Raw genomic sequence first — 22,036 nt, 5'->3', positions numbered from 1 at the left:
CTGTTTAAAATCAAGCTTTCCCGAAAAAAATGGGCGGCTTATCAGAGCCGCCCATTTTTGTGTTGTATACAGGTTTATCCGTTATCAATAACACCGTTGTTCAGCAATGACTCTACAATCTCGTTGGAGCTGAGACCGTTGAAGTCGATTGAAGTACCTAAGTTTTCCACGACAATAGTCTGCTGAACATTTGCATCCGTCGTAATGTTCAGAGAAACACTTTCCGTCGATGCATCGTAGTCTGCTGAAATGTGACCAAGCAGATCATCCATGTCGATCATTGAGTTATTGAGATCAGAGATAACTTCACGTAAATCGATACTGTCTTCGTTAACAGTGAAGTCAGTAATGGTATCCACTGCCCCTTCATCAACGGAATCTACCGTCCACTTGAAGATATCGCTGCCGTCTCCACCCGTTAAGATATCTGAACCTAAGCCACCGATAAGCACGTCATCACCATCACCACCCAGAATAACGTCGTCACCGTCTCCACCAATCAAGTTGATACCTGTGTCTCCGCCGACTAAATAGCTGTCGTCCACTGCGGTTGACTGGTCAATATCGTCGCTATCACTACTCACATCCAAACTAATTTGGACAGGTGAAGACTGCGCTTCATCGCCATTAGATTCCGTTGATATCGCCGTAAGCGAAATATCGTAAGAACCGACATCAATACCACTGTTAGTATCTGTTGCGACAATTTCTAGCGTATCAATTTCATCGCTTGGTACTGTCCAAGTGGTACCATCGAAGCTAATGCCTGATGGAGAAACGCCACTTGTTACCTCAGCACTAGCTGGTACGCCCGTTAGCTCCAAAGACAGCACCTCGTCAATATCAGTAAGCGCCGCCATGATTCCGACAATCGCTAAACCTTGACTGCTCGCGGTTTGGCTAGCCGCAATTTGACGAATGTAATTAAACTGAGGATTTATACTCAATGTAGGTGCATCAGCTACAGGTGTCACATTGATAGTGAAATCTTGATTCGCTTCCAATGCGGTACCCGCATTTTCGAAGTACACGCCGTTGTCTTCGACTTTCACCGATAAAGTGATTGAAGCTGCGTTGACATCTCCTGCATCCACAAATACACCCTCAGAAGCGTCTGTTGCTCCAAGAACGGAGTTAATATTATCTGGTGTGCCCATTAGGGTTATTTCACCAGCCATCCCCGCCCCAACAGTCACACCACTACCTGCTGGCGGCTCGACACGAAGGTCGCCCTCGGTAACTGTAAGAGTCACCGTCATGATTTCATTCGCCTGCGCACCAGTGAAGTCGATGTCACTTACACTAATACCCGTTATTTTCTGGCCATCGGCTTCGTTGATCGTATCCGTTACCGATGCTGCAGTGATTTCAGGTGCGTCATTGGTCGCTTCAACATTCAACACTGCTGTGCCCGCGATTGTAATTGGGTCTGGAGCGCCGTTAGTGGTTCCGTCATCTGTGATTTCATAAGTGAAATTAACGTCACCAAAGAAATCTGCTGCGGGTTCAAACGTCCACTCTGTCGCACTCACTTGAGTCAGCGTGCCGGAAGCTGGGTCCACTAACGCAACATTATCGACGGTCAAGTTGTCTGACTCAGGATCACTTGCGTTGCTCAGCAACTCAGTAGTCGTAATAGTTACCGAACCACCATCTTCTTCGGTACTACTCAACGTTACCTCTGATGTTACCGGTGCATCGTTCACCTCAGTGACTTCGAAGGTCGCCGTTCCTGACACCGTTTGAGGATCAGAAACACCGTTCGTTGTACCGTTGTCGGTAATGTCGTAGGTCAGATCGACCTTGCCGTTGTAGCCAGGCGCAGGAGTAAATGACCATGTACCTGTTACGTTGTCGAAATCCAATGTGCCGCTGCTTGGGTCAACCAACTGGACATTACTCACCATCAAGGTGTCGTTTTCAATGTCAGAAGCATTCGCTAACAAATCAGCTTGGGTAATTTCAACCGCCGTACTGTCTTCTGCGATATCAGAAAGTACCACTTCAGACGTCGTTGGAGCATCATTGACTTCCGTTACGTTGAACGATGCGTTGCCGTTAACCGATTTGGGATCGGATGCACCACTTGTCGTGCCATCATCTGTAATGGTGTACGTGATTTCAACTGGACCGTTGTAATCTGGTGCTGGGGTAAATTCCCACTCTCCCGTACCACTGTTGAAAGTAATGCTACCCGAATTCGGATCCGTTAACTGAACATTGCTGACCGTGAGGTTATCGTTCTCTACGTCTGTCGCATTCGCAATAAGATCCGCTTCAGAGATGGAGAACACACCACTATCTTCTTCAATATCCGGTAGCGTCACTGGCGTAGTTTCTGGGGTATCATTCACCGCTGTCACTTCAATATTGAAGCTGCTGCTGTTGGTATTTAGGGTGTCATCTACCCCACCAATTACGATACCTTCATTACCTTGGTCATCGACTGTCACGTCCACCTGAACGTCACCAAAGAAGTTCAGGTCTGGATTAAACTCAATCAGACCGTCTGCAATGGCATTGTTTAGATCGGCCACTGTACCTTTCAGTTCAACGGAGTCCGTACCATCACCGCTCACGGTTAGGTTGTAAGTAGCGATGAGCGTTGGATTAAGCTCCAAGATACCGCTGTCGACGTTCACATTGAGTACATATTCAGCATTCGGATCATCGAGTACGGCATCAATATCGGTAATGCTGAAACCATCAAGCAGCATTGGCGTATCTTCTGGTGTTTCCACATCCACGGTATTGACGAACTCTGGACGATCGTTCACTGCTTCAACATCAACAGTGACATCAAACTCCTCTGCGGAGCCCAAGCTTTGACTGCCATCGAGCCCAGTATCAACGGCTTGCACTTTGAAATGCAGCGAACCATCCCATGAGTTATCGTTGCGATCCCCAGAATTAAACACCACTTGATCCAAGTCTTGAGCATTGATTTCTAAGACAAAAATGCCGCCGCCTTGGTCAGTAAACACTGTCCCATCAGGTAATGAAACACTCGCCCCATCAGGGACATTGGAGACCTCAACTCTCAGCGTCTCTGGATCATTTTCCTGGTAGTTTGCACCATCTCCGATGGACTCTTTGTTATCAACCACTAACGCATTTACATTAATAACAATGTCTTCGCCCTCATTACCTGCAGCCGAAGTATCGGGATTCACATCAACATCATCACCAATAGGATTGACAATAAGCGTAAAGTTGTTGTTTCGTTCCGTTGGAACTTGTAGCAACTCCTCTTGAATGAAGACCGTAATACCTATCTCAGCCTCGCCACTAAAGTGTTTTGGCGGTTTAATTTGGATGTCACTCAGGTCAATGGACGTCTGAGTGAGATCTTTTAGTTGAATACTCCATTCGCCCCCACCGTTGTTCTTAACAACATAATCAGAGGAATTGGATTTAACGATAAAGTCATCAGGAAGCCCCGTTAACTTGAGTGAAACGAAACTCTCAGAACCGTCATTATCGTTCAGGCTGATCGAAACACCAGAGCCCGATTGATTCAGCGAAATTAAAGTATCTTCGTCACCAATCACCGTGATTGGCTGCGTCGGATCGGCACCTGTAATGGTAATGTCATCAACGACTGGCGTAACTTCAAATGTGACATCGTCAGTGAAGGTTCTCACATCTATATTATCGCCAGAGTTATTCAAGATAGACTGATCAAACACAGCTTCATCAGTAATTTCTCCCTCGATATTAATCTTGACGGTATTTTGGCCACCACCTACGGGGTAATTTTCTTTTGGCTTAAACAGAACATTGTCAAGCGCACCAGCTAAAATCTCAGCTTCATTAAACTCAATACTGGTTCCTAAGCTGTTACCATTGGCATCAACAAACTCACCTAATGTTGTGTCATCAAGCTCTAACTTGATGTTCGTTAGTGTTTCTCGACCACCTTGAGTGTTGTTAAATTGATCGGCAAAATCAACACTCAAGTTAAGTTGGATTAAGCCATCTTCGTAACCAACACCATCCGCCGTGGGAACGTCGTTATTTAGATCAGTTACAGGTTGTTTGTTTGCATCCAAGCCGAAAGTACCAACGATATCTACTTTTACATTCGGTGTGACATCGCTATCCAACGGCTGATCCCCGGCTGAACTCGGAACGTCTGCAACCGGTAAAACCTGAACTGGAAACTGGACATTATTTTCTTTTTCATCACCGGACTCAGTGTCTTTAGTGACAAACCGAATTGGTAATTCGAAATCACCTGCGTAATCTTCTGCCAAGTGCATCGTCAAGCCATCAAGGCCAGTAATATTTCCACTCGCATCGATATGGGCTTGGAACACGTATTTACCATTGACAAAATCAACATCCGTCCCCGTGATCACCAAACCAGGAGGAATGCCAGGAGCTGTCGGGTCGACGATAATAGTTAAGACATCTTCAACACCATCTGCATTAATCGCATCGACTTTCGACGTCAACTGAGCACCAAGGTTAATAGAATTGTCTTCCAACGCTTGAATTTGGACATCATCAGCCACCTGAATCTCTGCCGCTACACTCATTTTCGGTGTGAGGACGGTTGGAAACTCTAGTGTCACATCCGTTTGACGCACGACCGTCGCATCTTTTTCGTTGCCCAAATCTTCGCCCAAATCATTCACTTCTGCGTAAATGGTTAAGCCAATTTGAGAGAGACCACCGTTATCGCCATCGTCACTGTCATCGTTTGGTGTTAAATCAAGTCCAGACGGCGCTTTAATTGAGAAGTTGTCTTCATTAGTTACTGTCCAACGACCTCCACCTTCATTTAGTGCACCGACGATAACCAATTGGTTGAGGATCTCAGGGTCCACATTGTGAAATTGAACAACAAGTTGAGTCACCACTTCATCTGAAGACGCATCAAACTCTTGGTATTTAATGATATGAGCGCCAGATTCGCCCCCCATAGAAGTGTTGATCGTAAAGTCAATGTTACCTTGATCATCTGACTTCACGATATCGGTAGCACCACCACCACTTTCAGTGACAAGCAGACGGGTTTGGTCATCTATTGCCCCCGTATTATCCTCTGGCTCAACGATTGGATTAACTTGGACATTCACCGTACCATTGATGGTTTTCTCAGCGATACCTTCACCGGGATTCGAAGCGTCAACATATTCATGGTCAATCTCTTTCACAGTGACGGTCGTGGTCAAGTCAAAGTCAGTACTTGAATCCTGCTCCAACTGGACTTGAACATAGCCACTTTGAGAGATTTTAGCGGAAAAATCTTGCTCTGATTCACCGGCTTGCGGTGAAAGCGTTAGTGTTCCAGAAACAAGCGCTTGTGCCACACCATCTACATAGACCGTGCTGCCTGGAGGAAATCCAGAGATGGTTACATCACTAAAGAATTCATCGGTATCAGGGCTTTGTACGAGCGTCGGTTTCCAATCGATGTCAAAGCGCGTATCTTCATCTCCCTCCGATCGAACAACGTAGTTATCTTGAGCATCAATAACGGGTTCGACCTTGATCCTTACCTCTCTTTCAATCACACGACTATGACCATCATTCTCGGTAACAATGATCGTCCCTGTAATCGCAATGTTTTCGGTTGAAGAGGCTTCTGGAATAATTTGAATACCGGAATTAAAATTCAGCCCAGTGATGTTTGCTTCGTAAATCGGTTGACCGTTACCATCATAGCCAACAAAGGTGAGGTCAACGCTTGAACCGTCTGAATCTACGACACGAACACCGTCGGGGATGTTGGACAGGATAACAGTAATGGCTTCTGAATCATCCTGTGGTCTATCGGCAACTTCACCAGATACAACCGAGAAGTTGAGGTTTACAACACCATTCTCTTCAATAGTCGTCTCTATTCCGGCCACATCTCCGTCTACGAATCGGTTCCAAACGTTCCCCGCGTCAATTAATACCGTGTCTGGTATGTCAGCAACACCTTTTACACCAACGATGACGGTCTTACTGCCCAGTGACAACACATCTTCTGTCGTACCGGTAGACAATGATGCTGTGTCTTTCACAATGCCTTCGACATTGAAAGTAAAGTCATCATTGCTGTGCAACGGAGGAAGAACTTCGACGTTCGCTAATTCAGACTCTGGCACTTCGTAATAAAGTACATTGCCGCCTGAATCGGTCACTTCTACTATCTGACTTGGGTTTGCTGAGTCCAGCCACACCAAAGTAACCCCATCAATTGAGAAGTTAGAAATGCGCACAAATAACGCTTCAGAACCATCTAAGTCCGCTGATGGTTTCATGGTGATCACTTCACTTAATTGGAGTGGATCGTGATCAGTGACAGGGTCTACCGTATTTTGAGTTCGAGCATTATCCTCAAACACATTAATTCGGTTTACAGTAAAACTACCTTTATCCGCAACTGGGTTTACATCAATAATGATGGTTTCGGTTTCTGAGCGAGCGGTATCTTTCCCAAGCAGTGGATTGTTGTTTTCCGTCGTAATAGCGGTGACATCAATTCTGATTTCGCCCGAGAAGTTATCTATCGGATCAACTTGAACTTCATCAATTCGGCTTGCATCCACCAGATAAACACCACCGGATTTTGGTATCGCACTACCATCTGAATAGACTAACTCTGCGTTACCTTCTCCTTGTGTAAAGACAAGCTCGTACACAATGCCTTCTGGGTTACTAGTGTCTTGGGTTTCAGCCGTGATGTTAAGTGCGACATTGTTTCCATCTTCATCAACCGAGTAGTTAAATTCGCTGCTTGCCGTCCACGTTGCAATATCTGCTACGGCAGCAACTTCAATGTATAAACGACCATTAATCGTATGATCTGGCGTACCATTGTTAAGAATTTCCACGCGGATACGAGGATCGATACCAGAAGCATCGGTTGATGTATGACGATCTGGTACGAAGTACAAGTTATCTAACGAGACAAGCTCACCATTGAATGACTGCTCAACATTTGATGCGTCGAGAACAACCGTATTGCCCACAGATGTTAATTCAATGTAGTTGCCACTGCCGTCTCTGTAGTAGAACGTACCGTTGTGAGTATCAGCATCTCGAATAGTGATGTCACCTAAGCTCTCGTTACGGTCGATATCGTGTAAATTGATAACCAAGTCGACTTTCGCAGGGCTAACATCCAGCGTCGACAAGTTGTCCTGAGTATTTGCAGAGTCAACGCCCACAACGACACCATCACGCCCTTGGTCTTCGAACGCAGTAACGGTAGACGTGTCAATTTGCGCATTGCGGTCTCTTATCGAGATATCCACATCGGCATCTGCGATATCGCCATCACCATCGGTTGCAACAACGTTGATGGTGAAATCAATCGAGTCGGTTTCGGTATGGTCAAGGTCGTCATTCGGACGGAATGACACACTGCCATCGGTTCGAACAACCAAACGACCGATTTCAGTATCCACTCCGTCAAGAACCTTGTGAACAAATACGACTTGGTCGCTGCCGTTCAAATCGACAGAATCAGAATCAACACCATTTTGCTTAAAGTAAATGCCTGAATCATCAGCCGAGAATGAAGTCACTTGTGCGCCGTCAGCACCAAGGTCATCATCCCCCTCTACAGGGTCTCGGAATAAACGAACCGTGCGGCTGCCTTGCCCCTCAACACGCGAAATAGATGCATCGTGCAAGGTTGGAACATCATCGGTAATCGTCACTGGTAAGTTAATACCTGCCGTATCACCATCGACATCGGTCGCAAAGACTGGGAGATCAAGTATGAGTGTATCTTCGCCTTGAGTTGAGTGATCTAGCGCACCCTCAAGCGTAAACTTGTAAGAGCCGTCAGCGTTCAAAACTAGTGTGAACACTGAGTTACCATCAGGTGTTTGACCTTGATAAGTAAAGTTGTTGTTGCTTACCGCGGTTTGAACTAACGTCACCGCAAAACCACCTGAAGTTACTCCTGGTATCGGGTTAGAAGTAAGATCCAGCTGATAAGAGACAACGGTATCTGCCCCTTCCACCGTATCGAAATTGCCCGTTGCTTCTAGGCTGTCTTTGTTGGTTGCCTGAGAGCCGTTGGCAAGGTCATCCTCATCAACAGCCAAAGCATCTGCTGATTTAATTTCGGGAATGTCATCAACTACGGTAATTGGAAGATTCAGTGATGATGACGTGTCACCATCAAAGTCTGTTACTGTAATTGGAATATCAATGACAAGGTTGTTTTCACCTTGAACAGCGTCATGGTCGATTGGTCCCAACAGCTCAAATTGGTAGCTGTCATTATTCGCATCAAGAGACAGCGTGAAGATCTTAGTTGATGTGCCAGTAATAACCGCTTCGTAACTGGTTACTCCACCATTCGTGCTTACTAGATTCAACTCGATGCTGCTGCCGTTCGACGTTAAACCAGACACGACTGCATCGAGGTCTGAAACTTGGTAGCTGACAATCTTGTCTGCACCAGCAACGACCTCAAATCCGCCGTTCAATACCGTTGAATCACTACTTGTCGTGTCAGAGCCACCGGAAAGATCATCTTCATCAACGGTTTGTTGGCTAGAGTCTGTCACTTTCACAATAGCTGGGACATCGTCCACCACGGTGATCGGCAAGGTGATGTTATTGGACACATCGCCATCAAAATCAGTCGCGTTGACTGGGAAGTTAATGACCAACGAGTTTTCATCGTTACCCGCAGGATGATCAAGTGCACCCAACAGTTCAAATTCATAACTGTCTGCTGAACCATTTAGCGTCAGTTTAAAGACGGTGTCCGTCGTACCTTGTACATAAGCTCGGTACTCAATCACACCGTTTGAATTTGAAAACTCAACCAACTCAAGCGGTTGACCACCTGAGGTAAGGCCAGAAACAGGCGATGTTAAACTATCCAACTGGAAGCTAACGATAGAGTCGGCACCATCAGTAACGTCAAAGTTGCCACCAATGATATTGGATTCTGGCGTGTCGTCCGAACCTTGGCTTGGAATATCATCCTCATCCACAGACAAGGTACTACCAGAGCTAATAGCATCAATGGTTGGTTTGTCATCTACGATCGTCACTGGCAAGGTCGCAGTGATGGTATCGTTGTCGCCATCCGTGATCTTCACAGGTAGATTCAACAAAATCTCATCAGAGTTAACCGCGTGATCTAACTGACCAGATAACTCAAAGTCGTATTTACCATCTTGATGAAGTGTCAACGTGAAGACCGTCACTCCACCCGGTGTTTGTCCCACGTAAACAAGCGCGTCAGCAGTTGAAGCGCCAACGTCTTGAGAAAGTGTTACCTCTTCTCCACCCGATTTCAGATTCGGGATAGGATTTGAGCTTAGATCCAATTCGAAAGCATCAATACCATCTGCGCTAGTGACTTCGAACTCACCTGATACCGTTAATGGCTCTTTCGTTCCATCAGAACCAAGAGGTAAGTCATCTTCGTCGACACGTAGACTTTCAATATTGGTAACAACTGGAACATCGTCCACAACGGTAATTGGCAATGTGAAGGCTGGTGAAGTATCACCATCATTATCTGTCGCCGTCACAGGGAGGTTAATAACAATCTCGTTTTGCTGATTACCATCGGGATGATCAAGCGGCTTCTGTAAATCGAACTCGTAGGTGTTGTTCGTTGCATCCAACGTCAGTTCGAACACCACTTCAGCAGGATTGCCTGCGACACCTTGGTATACGTTCACGCCGTTTGCGCTAGAAGACAGAACTAAGGTGATAGCTTCACCATCTGAAGTCAGTGACGCAACAGGCGTGGTCAGGTCACTCAGCTGAATAGAAGCAACTTGGTCAGCACCTTCGGTGATATCAAAAGTACCTGAAATAACAGTATCTTCTGCACTTGCAGCATCCGTACCTGCTGGTAGGTCATCTTCATCAACGGTTTGTTCGCTGCCTGCTAGTAAACCGTCAATGGTCGGAACATCATCCACAACCGTAATTGGTAAGGTGATGTTGTTCGACACGTCTCCATCAAAGTCAGTCGCGTTTATCGGTAAATTGATGACCAGTTCATTTTGGCCATCAGCATTTGGATGATCGAGAGGAGCAAGCAAATCGAAAGTGTAGCTATCATCAGAAGCATCGAGAGTCACACGGAATACTGGTGTCGTCGTGCCATCAATACGAGCTTCGTAAACTGAAACGCCACCTGCGTTTGATACTTCAACCATAACCAGAGATTGACCACCAGAGGTCAGGCCTTGTACTGGCGTCGTTAGGTCAGAAACGCTGTACTCGACAATGCCATCAGAACCATCAGTCGCGATGAAGTTACCGGCAATGCTGTTCGACTGTGTACCATCAGATCCGATTGTTGGGATATCGTCCTCATCAACCGTTTGCACACTTGTTGCTTCGATGCCACCAAGTGTCGGTTTGTCATCAACGATCTTGACAGGAATTGTCTCAGCAGAGGTATCGCCATCAAAGTCTGTTGCGATGATTGGGAAGTTGAGCGTTAACTCATCACTATCAACAGCATGATCGATTGGGCCTTCAAGCGTGAAGTCATAAGAGCCATCAGTGTTCACTGTCAGTGTAAAGACCGACTCGGTGCCTGCTGTTGCTTGATAGGTAAAGCTGCCGTCGCCATTTGCGGTTTCAGCCAATGTGACTGCCACGCCTTGTGATGTGAGTCCAGCCACTGGTGTTGCTGAAGCATCAAGCTGATAGCTCACTACTCGGTCCGAGCCTTGTGTGGTGGTGAAGTTGCCATCGATTGAAATCGGGCCAGTCTGATCCGAACCAATCGTGCCTAAGTCATCTTCGTCAACGGTAATTGCATCGACATCGGTAATGGTTGGCTTATCATCCACGATGGTGACTGGGATCGTTTCTGTGGTGGTATCACCATCAAAGTCCGTCGCGATGATTGGGAAGTTCAGTGTCAGCTCATCACTACCCGTCGCATGGTCGATTGGACCTTGCAGCGTGAAGTTGTATGAACCATCCGTATTAACGGTCAGCGTAAATACTGCTTCAGTTCCTGCTGTCGCTTCATAAGTGTAGCTACCGTCGCCGTTTGCAGTTTCCGTCAGCGTGACGGCCACACCTTGTGATGTCAGACCATCAACTGGTGTTGCAGCAGTATCTAATTGGTAGCTCACTACCCCATCAGAGCCTTGCGTTGTAGTGAAGTTGCCATCGATTGAAATTGGATCTGAGCCATCAGAGCCAATCGTCGCTAGGTCATCTTCATCCACACGGATTGCGTCTACATCAGTGATGGTTGGTTTATCATCAACGATGGTGACAGGTAGTGTTTCCGTCGACGTGTCGCCATCAAAATCTGTTGCGATAATCGGGAAGTCGATTTGTAGACTGTCACTATTCACCGCATGGTCTAGTGGACCTTGCAGAGTAAAGGTGTAGCTGCCATCTGGCTTCACAACCAATTCAAATACGGCATTGCCATCTGCTGTGGCAGTGTAAGTAAAGCTGCCATCACCATTTGTTGTCTCAGTAAGCACGACAGGCTCACCATGAGAGGTCAACCCTGCTACTGGATCTGCTGTTGCATCAAGCTGGTATTTAACAACACTGTCCGAGCCTTCAGTTGTGGTGAAAGAGCCCGACATAAACGCATCATCGTTTTGGTCTGAGCCAATTGAGGCAAGGTCATCTTCGTCTACTGTTAGTGGGACAACGTTATCGATGGTTGGAACGTCATCAGTAATCGTGACTGGAATAGTCGCGGTTGTCGTATCGCCATCAAAGTCTGTTGCAATGATTGGGAAGTTCAGAACCAATTCATCGCTGTTTAACGCGTGATCGATTGGCCCTTCCAGACGGAAATTGTATGTGCCATCAGCATTAACATTCATGGTGAAGACCGGATTGCCATCCGCGGTAGCCACGTAAGTGAAGCTGCCATCAGCATTCGCATTCTCTACCAAAGTAACAGGCTCACCGTGAGAAGTTAAACCTGCGACAGGATCAGCCGTTGAATCAAGTTGGTAGCTCACTACACGGTCTGAACCTTGGGTAGTGGTGAACGCGCCTTCAACAAACACAGCGTCACTTTGGTCTGAGCCAATACCTGATAAATCATCTTCGTCTACAGCCAGAGGCACAACATTATCGATGATTGGCGCATCATCCGTAATGGTGACTGGAATGGTTGCCGTGGTCGTATCACCATCAAAATCGGTGGCAATAATTGGGAAATCAATCGTCAGGCTGTCGCTGTTAGCGGCATGGTCAATCGGGCCTTGCAGCGTAAAGTCGTACGTACCATCTGTTGCGACATTCAACGTGAAGACAGGATTGCCGTCAGCGGTGGCCACATAGGTAAAACTGCCGTCACCATTCGCGGTTTCCACCAAGGTAATCGCCTCACCTTGAGATGTCAGCCCCGCAACAGGATCAGCGGTTGAATCCAGTTGGTAGCTCACCACTCGGTCAGAGCCTTGTGTGGTCGTAAACGCGCCTTCAACGAACAGATCGCCGCCTGGGTCTGAGCCCACACCGCTAAGGTCATCTTCATCAACACTCAACGCATCCACCGCTGTAATGATCGGTACATCATCAACAATCGTGACTGGAATGGTTTCAGTAACGGTGTCGCCATCAAAGTCGGTTGCGATAATTGGGAAGTTAAGTGTCAACTCGTCACTATCAACCGCGTGATCAATTGGCCCTTCAAGCGTGAAGTTGTAAGATCCATCAGTATTCACTGTCAGCGTAAAGACCGCTTCAGAGCCCGCGGTTGCTTCGTAGGTAAAGCTGCCATCACCGTTTGCAGTTTCAGTTAATGTGACCGCCACACCTTGCGATGTTAAACCGTCAACTGGTGTTGATGAGCCATCTAACTGGTAGCTCACCACTCGGTCTGAGCCTTGTGTGGTGGTGAAGTTACCATCAATAGAAATTGGATTGCTTTGGTCTGAACCGATTGACGCTAGGTCATCTTCATCAACCGTAATAGCATCTACGTCAGTAATAACTGGCTTATCGTCCACGATGGTGACCGGGATAGTGGCATTTGTGGTGTCACCATCAAAGTCGGTCGCGATGATTGGGAAGTTGAGCGTTAACTCATCACTATCAACAGCATGATCGATTGGGCCTTCAAGCGTGAAGTTATAAGAGCCATCAGTGTTCACTGTCAGTGTAAAGACCGACTCGGTGCCTGCTGTTGCTTGATAGGTAAAGCTGCCATCGCCGTTTGCGGTTTCAGTTAGCGTGACTGCCACGCCTTGTGATGTAAGGCCATCAACTGGTGTTGAAGAAGCATCGAGCTGATAACTCACCACTCGGTCAGAGCCTTGTGTGGTGGTGAAGTTGCCATCGATTGAAATCGGGTCAGTCTGATCTGAGCCAATCGTGCTTAAGTCATCTTCATCAACGGTAATCGCATCGACATCAGTAATGGTCGGTTTATCATCCACGATGGTGACTGGGATCGTTTCTGTGGTGGTATCACCATCAAAATCCGTTGCGATGATTGGGAAGTTCAGTGTTAACTCATCACTGTCTGTCGCATGGTCGATTGGACCTTGGAGCGTGAAGTTATATGAGCCATCCGTATTAACGGTCAGCGTGAAGACAGCATCGGTTCCCGCAGTTGCTTCATAGGTGTAGCTACCGTCGCCGTTTGCGGTTTCAGTCAGCGTCACTGCCACACCTTGTGATGTTAGACCATCAACTGGAGTTGCAGCAGTATCTAATTGGTATCTTACTACCCCATCAGAGCCTTGCGTTGTAGTGAAGTTGCCATCGATTGAAATTGGATCTGAGCCGTCAGAGCCAATCGTCGCTAAGTCATCTTCATCCACGCGGATCGCGTCTAAGTCAGTGATGGTTGGTTTATCATCAACGATGGTGACAGGTAACGTCTTCGATGAGGTGTCGCCATCAAAGTCTGTTGCGATAATCGGGAAGTCGATTTGTAGACTGTCGCTATTCACCGCATGGTCTAGTGGACCTTGCAGTGTAAAGGTGTAGCTGCCGTCTGGCTTCACCACTAATTCAAATACGGCATTGCCATCTGCTGTGGCTGTGTAAGTAAAGCTGCCATCACCATTTGTTGTCTCAGCAAGTACGACAGGCTCACCATGAGAGGTTAGCCCTGCTACTGGGTCTGACGTTGCATCAAGCTGGTATTTAACAACGCTGTCTGAGCCTTCAGTTGTGCTGAAAGACCCCGACATAAACGCATCATCGTTTTGGTCTGAGCCAATTGTTGCGAGATCATCTTCGTCCACCGTGAGTGGAACAACGTTGTCAATGGTTGGAACGTCATCAGTAATCGTGACGGGAATGGTCGCGGTCGTCGTATCGCCATCAAAGTCTGTTGCAATGATTGGGAAGTTCAGTACTAATTCATCGCTGTTTAACGCATGATCAACCGGACCTTCTAGACGGAAGTCATATGTACCGTCAGCATTCACATTCATGGTGAAGACAGGATTGCCATCCGCAGTTGCCACGTAAGTGAAGCTGCCATCGGCATTCGCAGTCTCTACCAAAATAACAGGCTCACCTTGAGAAGTTAAACCTGAAACAGGATCAGAAGTTGAATCAAGTTGGTAGCTCACCACTCGGTCTGAACCTTGAGTGGTCGTAAACGCGCCTTCAACAAACACAGCGTCGCTTTGGTCTGAACCAATGCCTGATAAATCATCTTCATCCACAGCCAGAGGCACGACATTATCGATGATTGGTGCATCATCCGTAATCGTGACTGGAATGGTTGCCGAAGTCGTATCACCATCAAAATCGGTGGCAATAATTGGGAAATCAATCGTCAGGCTGTCACTGTTAGCTGCATGGTCAATCGGGCCTTGCAGCGTAAAGTCGTACGTACCATCTGTTGCGACATTCAACGTGAAGACAGGATTACCGTCAGCGGTCGCCACATAGGTAAAGCTGCCGTCGCCATTCGCGGTTTCCACCAAGGTAATCGCCTCACCTTGAGATGTCAGACCCGCAACAGGATCAGCGGTTGAATCCAGTTGATAGCTCACCACTCGGTCAGAGCCTTGTGTGGTCGTAAACGCGCCTTCAACGAACACAGCGTCAGTTTGGTCTGAGCCCACGCCGCTAAGGTCATCTTCATCGACACTCAACGCATCCACCGCTGTGATGGTCGGTACATCATCAACAATCGTGACTGGAATGGTTTCAGTAACGGTGTCGCCATCGAAGTCGGTTGCGATAATTGGGAAGTTGAGTGTCAGCTCATCACTATCAACCGCGTGATCAATTGGCCCTTCTAGCGTGAAGTTATAAGAGCCATCAGTATTCACTGTCAGCGTAAAGACCGCTTCAGAGCCCGCTGTTGCTTCGTAGGTAAAACTGCCATCACCATTTGCAGTTTCTGTTAGCGTGACAGCCACACCTTGCGAGGTTAAACCGTCAACTGGTGTTGATGTGCCATCGAGTTGGTAGCTCACCACTCGGTCTGAACCTTGCGTGGTGGTGAAGTTACCATCAATAGAAATCGGGTTGCTTTGGTCTGAGCCAATTGACGCTAGATCATCTTCATCAACCGTAATGGAATCCACGTCAGTAATAACTGGCTTATCGTCTACGATCGTCACTGGGATAGTGGCATTTGTGGTGTCGCCATCAAAGTCGGTCGCGATGATTGGGAAGTTCAGTATCAACTCATCACTATCTACTGCGTGGTCGATTGGACCTTCAAGCGTGAAGTTATAAGAGCCATCAGTGTTCACTGTCAGCGTAAAGACCGCTTCAGTACCCGCTGTCGCCTCGTAAGTAAAGCTGCCATCACCGTTTGCGGTTTCAGTTAGCGTGACTGCCACGCCTTGTGATGTAAGGCCGTCAACTGGTGTTGCAGAAGCATCAAGCTGATAGCTCACCACTCGGTCCGAGCCTTGTGTGGTGGTGAAGTTGCCATCGATTGAAATCGGGTCAGTTTGATCTGAGCCAATCGTGCCTAAATCATCTTCATCAACGGTAATCGCATCGGCATCGGTAATGGTCGGCTTATCATCCACGATGGTGACTGGGATCGTTTCTGTGGTGGTATCACCATCAAAATCCGTCGCGATGATTGGGAAGTTCAGTGTCAGCTCATCACTGTCTGTCGCATGGTCAATTGGCCCCTGAAGCGTGAAGTTGTATGAACCATCCGTATTCACGGTCAGCGTAAATACGGCTTCAGTTCCTGCTGTCGCTTCATAAGTGTAGCTACCGTCGCCGTTTGCAGTTTCCGTCAGCGTCACTGCCACACCTTGCGATGTTAGGCCATCAACTGGCGTTGCAGCAGTATCTAATTGGTAGCTTACTACCCCATCAGAGCCTTGCGTTGTAGTGAAGTTGCCATCGATTGAAATTGGATCTGAGCCGTCAGAGCCAATCGTCGCTAGGTCATCTTCATCCACACGGATTGCGTCTACGTCAGTGATGGTTGGTTTATCATCAACGATGGTGACAGGTAACGTCTCCGATGAGGTGTCGCCATCAAAGTCTGTTGCGATAATCGGGAAGTCGATTTGCAGACTGTCGCTATTCACCGCATGGTCTAGTGGACCTTGCAGTGTAAAGTTGTAGCTGCCATCTGGCTTCACAATCAATTCAAATACGGCATTGCCATCTGCCGTGGCTGTGTAAGTAAAACTACCGTCGCCGTTAGCAGTTTCAGCAAGCACGACAGGCTCACCATGAGAGGTCAACCCAGATACTGGATCTGCGGTTGAATCAAGCTGGTATTTAACAACGCGGTCCGAGCCTTCAGTTGTGCTGAAAGAGCCCGACATAAACGCATCATCGTTTTGGTCTGAGCCAATTGTAGCGAGATCATCTTCGTCTACCGTGAGTGGAACAACGTTATTAATGGTTGGAACGTCATCAGTAATCGTGACTGGAATGGTGGCGGTCGTCGTATCGCCATCAAAGTCTGTTGCAATGATTGGGAAGTTCAGTACTAGCTCATCGCTGTTTAACGCGTGATCGATTGGCCCTTCCAGACGGAAGTCATATGTACCGTCAGCATTCACATTCATGGTGAAGACCGGATTGCCATCCGCAGTTGCCACGTAAGTGAAGCTGCCATCGGCATTCGCAGTCTCTACCAAAATAACAGGCTCACCTTGAGAAGTTAAACCTGCGACAGGATCAGAAGTTGAATCAAGTTGGTAGCTCACCACTCGGTCTGAACCTTGAGTGGTCGTAAACGCGCCTTCAACAAACACAGCGTCAGTTTGGTCTGAGCCAATGCCTGATAAATCATCTTCGTCTACAGCCAGAGGCACGACATTATCAATGATTGGTGCATCATCCGTAATCGTGACTGGAATGGTTGCCGAAGTCGTATCACCATCAAAATCGGTGGCAATAATTTGGAAATCAATCGTCAGGCTGTCACTGTTAGCTACATGGTCAATCGGGCCTTGCAGCGTAAAATCGTAAGTGCCATCTGTTGCTACGTTTAACGTGAATACCGGATTGCCGTCTGCGGTCGCCACATAAGTAAAGCTGCCATCACCGTTGGCGGTTTCCACCAAGATAATCGCCTCACCTTGAGAGGTCAGCCCCGCAACAGGATCAGCCGTTGAATCCAGTTGATAGCTCACCACTCGGTCAGAGCCTTGAGTGGTCGTAAACGCGCCTTCAACGAACAGATCGCCGCCTGGGTCTGAACCCACACCGCCAAGGTCATCTTCATCGACGCTCAACGCATCCACTGCTGTGATGGTCGGTACATCATCAACAATTGTGACTGGAATGGTTTCTGTGACGGTATCGCCATCAAAGTCGGTTGCGATAATTGGGAAGTTCAGTATCAGCTCATCACTATCAACCGCGTGATCAATTGGCCCCTCTAGTGTGAAGTTGTAAGAGCCATCAGTATTCACAGTCAAAGTAAATACAGGGTTGCCACCCGCAATCGCTTCATAAGTGAAACTGCCGTCACCGTTTGCCGTTTCAGTCAGCGTTACCGCTACACCTTGCGATGTTAAACCGTCAACTGGTGTTGATGTGCCATCGAGTTGGTAGCTCACCACTCGGTCTGAACCTTGTGTGGTGGTGAAGTTACCATCAATAGAAATTGGATTGCTTTGGTCTGAACCGATTGACGCTAGATCATCTTCATCAACCGTAATGGCATCCACGTCAGTAATAACTGGCTTATCGTCCACGATCGTCACAGGGATCGTGGCGTTTGTGGTATCGCCATCAAAGTCTGTTGCGATGATTGGGAAGTTCAGTGTCAGCTCGTCGCTATCAACAGCATGATCGATTGGCCCTTCAAGCGTGAAGTTATAAGAGCCATCAGTGTTCACTGTCAGTGTAAAGACCGACTCGGTGCCTGCTGTTGCTTGATAGGTAAAGCTGCCATCGCCGTTTGCGGTTTCAGTTAGCGTGACTGCCACGCCTTGTGATGTGAGTCCAGCCACTGGTGTTGCAGAAGCATCGAGCTGATAGCTTACTACTCGGTCCGAGCCTTGTGTGGTGGTGAAGTTGCCATCGATTGAAATCGGGCCAGTCTGATCTGAGCCAATCGTACCTAAGTCATCTTCATCAACGGTAATTGCATCGACATCGGTAATGGTCGGCTTATCATCCACGATGGTAACAGGCAGTACGATTTGGCTTGTGTCACCATCGAAATCGGTAGCAATAACGCTAAAATCGAGGGTTAAGCTGTCGGTATTTGCCGCATGGTCGATTGGACCTTGCAGCTCAAAACTGTACGAGCCGTCGGTATTCAAAATCAATGTGAAGACTGCGCTGCCATTTGCCGTTGCGCTGTAGGTATAGCTGCCGTCTGCATTTTGCGTTTCGGCGATGGAGACGGTTTGACCTTGAGATTGCAGGCCATTTAAAGGATCAGCGTTTACATCCAACTGATACTGTACGACGCCATCAGAACCCTGAGTCGTCGTGAACTGACCTTCAACCAGCGTTGGCTGTGATTGGTCAGAGCCTACCGAACTTAAGTCATCCTCATCGACGGTAAGAGCAACAACGTTGTTAATGGTTGGCACATCATCAGTAATGGTAACCGGTAGAACAAGTGAACTGGTGTCACCGTCAAAGTCCGTTGCGACAATAGTAAAGTCTAGAGTTAAGCTATCGCTACCAACAGCATGATCGATTGGACCTTCAAGGGTAAATGAATAAGAACCGTCAGGGTTCACTTGTAAGGTGAAGATAGCGTCCCCTTCTGCCGTTGCAGAATAGGTAAAGCTGCCATCTGAATTGGTTGTTTCCGTCAGAGAGATAGATCTCCCCTGCGATTCCAACCCATTGAGTGGATCAGTGCCGCTCTCTAATTGATAACTTACAACACGGTCTGAGCCCTGAGTCGTCGTGAAGCTACCTTGCGCGAACACAGAGTCGCTTTGATCGGAGCCAATGCTTGATAAATCGTCTTCATCGACGGCTAGCGCATCAACGCCATCAATCGAAGGAACGTCATCTTGAACTTGAATGACAATTTGCGCAGCTTCTGGTGTGTTCGAACCTTCGGTAATAGAGGAGCGGTCACCATCCGCATCTACCGCGTAAACTGGCAGTGAGAAAGTGAGCGAGTCATCGTTAGCACCCGTATGGTCAAGTTGTTCATACAAGTTGAATTGGTATTCGCCCAATGCAGGTGCATCAATCGCCACATCAAATACGGTAATACGCACACCATCCAGCTCGATGAAGCCTTCGTAAGTACGTACGCCGTTACTCTCGGACGCTAGTTCTAGTTGAACAACCTGCCCTTGAGATTGGAGTTCTCCACCATCATTGAACTCTGTAGGTTCCAACTCATAGTGATCAATGATGTCACTTCCGACCGCTGTCGTGATCGACCCAGTACCACTTGTTACTGCCGCGCCTTCCTGTGAACCTTGGTCAACCCCCGCCTCGTCTAAAGACAAGCCCGTCACGTTTTCAATCACTGGATTATCGCCATCAAGGATGGTCATCGTAAAGGTGTTGCTTGCCGTATCTTGGTCATAGTCGACGATTGTGGTTGGTAAAGAGAGCTCAATCGTATCTTCACCGTTTGTTTGTTCTAACGGCTTAAATTGCTCAAATTGGTAGGTACCATCAGTATTCAGACTGATGGTTAAGACGGTTTCATTCGAGCCAGCAATGGACAAGGTGATAGTACTGCCGTCTTCAGAGAGTACCGCTTCTGTCGCCTGATTATCACTCAGTAGGCCATCGAACTGACTAAGTCCTTCTTGATTAAACGTGACTGTTGCCAATTGATCACTACCAATATCAACAAAGGTGCCAGTGATTGGTGTAGAAGAAGATTCAACGTTTTCAAAAGTAACGTTTTGCGGCGCAGGATCATCGCCATCAATAACGGTTGTCGTAAAATCGATAGGCGCTTGAATGCTATTACCACCAATATCTGCGCCTGTAATGTCAAAAGCGATATTGACTTGATCACCGACGATAGATACTTGGCCATCAGCGATGGACGCCACATGGTCAATACCCTGGCTAATCGTGGTAACGACCTCTAACTCTAAATCACGGCCTAAAGATGTCGCTTCGATCTCGATACGAAGCACTTCGTTACCACCTTGAGTGCCGATAATGGCATTTTGCGCTTCGTCGTAAACGAACGCCACTGGCTGACCACCAGAGGTAATGTCACTATTTAACTCGGTTAACAAAGACTCTAATGAGGACGTTTCAGGTACAAATGAAGCAGTATCAAGTGCGAGATCCCCTGCTTCAACCAGCACACTAGAAGAAATGGTTTGCGGGTAGCTAGATAGAGAAATTGAGCCTTCTGTTACGCTAGATTGCAGTGACTGCCCACCATCAGCAAAAATCGTGACATTCAAACCGTCATCTTCGTCGCGATCATCTTCTCCGCTGCGAGTCGCAGACGTTTCAAAAAAAGTAGAAGCGAGTACTTCCGGGTTATTATATTCAACCGTCACGTAGCCAGCATTAGCCGAGCCTTCAGCACCTGCGCCAGCAGCTGTTGCTTCTAAGATAGCAGTAGGGTCAGCTCCGTCTAAAATAGCTTGCTGGATAGCGGCAATATCGTTGGCGTCGAAGTCAGCACTTCCAATAGCCGTTGGGTCAAAAGTCACTAAGCCATTAACTGGAGATTGTACCAATACTGGTTCTAACGGTTCAGAAGAAGGCACAGGAAGACAAGCAACACAATTTGCGTCGACCAGATAAAGCTCATTATTTATCTGTACGTCGAGAGAGGCATTATTTTCTGTGATAATAATCTCGCCAGGTCTTAACTCATCCCCTGATTTTATGACCTTAACGTTTCCGTCCAGGCCCAAAACCAAAACTTCACCTTTGACAGCATTTACAATCGCGCTCTGCGGTACCGTGTGCGTACTCATCTGACCTCCGCTAATGGCTTACGTTTCCCATTAACCTTTTTAGATAATTTCTTATTAATTTAGTGCGGCATACTGCACACCTTTATGCGATTAAACTAAGTATTGAATCATTAAACAATCGATAAATACCCTACTACCGAGCAACATAAGTAAAACTTACTCGTAGTCACAGAAATGTGACACATGTGCTGACGCGTAGATATCGAATAATTATATGAAATTGATACCTTATTCTAATTAAGTGTAGTTGTTTTAAGAAAAGAAGAGAGATGAAATCATTCAGCTAAACGCCAGACTGCCGGTTGCGATCAATAATGGAAGAAAAGCAATGAGAATGTTGTATACACCGGAGCGTGATGACATCTTAATCAATATCGGTGACGAAAAAAACGTAACGATTAAATATTGAACAACATAAATTGCAGGACAAAATGCAACGATACAAAAGTGGCTTACGATATGAATCCCCGCACACCACGAGTTCGGTTTTGTTCTGATATACAGCAAAAAAAACACGACCAAGCTAATAATAAAATACATAAACACAGCACTTGAAAATAATTATCATTTTCAATCATATGTAAATATTCCCTTACTTTCAATGGTGTTTGAGCTATTAATGTCATCGTTATTATCAATCAACACAATAAGTAAAATTATCAGTAATTCCAGTCCTAAACGTTTGCGTAATCGCTAACCTTCTCTTAACCTTGATTTGAGGCTTTTATCACGGTTTTTCCATTGATATAGTGCGTCCATACAACAAAAAA

1 protein-coding gene is annotated in these 22,036 nt (G+C 47.0%); it reads right to left on the bottom strand.

Annotation, left to right across the window (positions count from 1 at the left end):
* Positions 1-74: 74 nt before the first annotated feature.
* Positions 75-21,266 (bottom strand): retention module-containing protein, encoded by a 21,192-nt coding sequence (locus tag IJ23_RS13040; RefSeq protein ID WP_033906472.1) that lies wholly within the window; start codon positions 21,264-21,266, stop codon positions 75-77.
* Between the last annotated feature and the right edge of the window lie 770 nt (positions 21,267-22,036).

It is taken from the genome of Vibrio sp. OY15 (genome assembly GCF_000742455.1).
Taxonomy (GTDB): domain Bacteria; phylum Pseudomonadota; class Gammaproteobacteria; order Enterobacterales; family Vibrionaceae; genus Vibrio; species Vibrio alginolyticus.
This window is presented reverse-complemented; position numbering and strand designations above follow the sequence as displayed.

What these genes read in the sequence shown, in the direction of transcription:
- IJ23_RS13040 (WP_033906472.1), bottom strand. Translation starts at nt 21,266, where the DNA reads ATGAGTACGCACACGGTACCGCAGAGCGCGATTGTAAATGCTGTCAAA.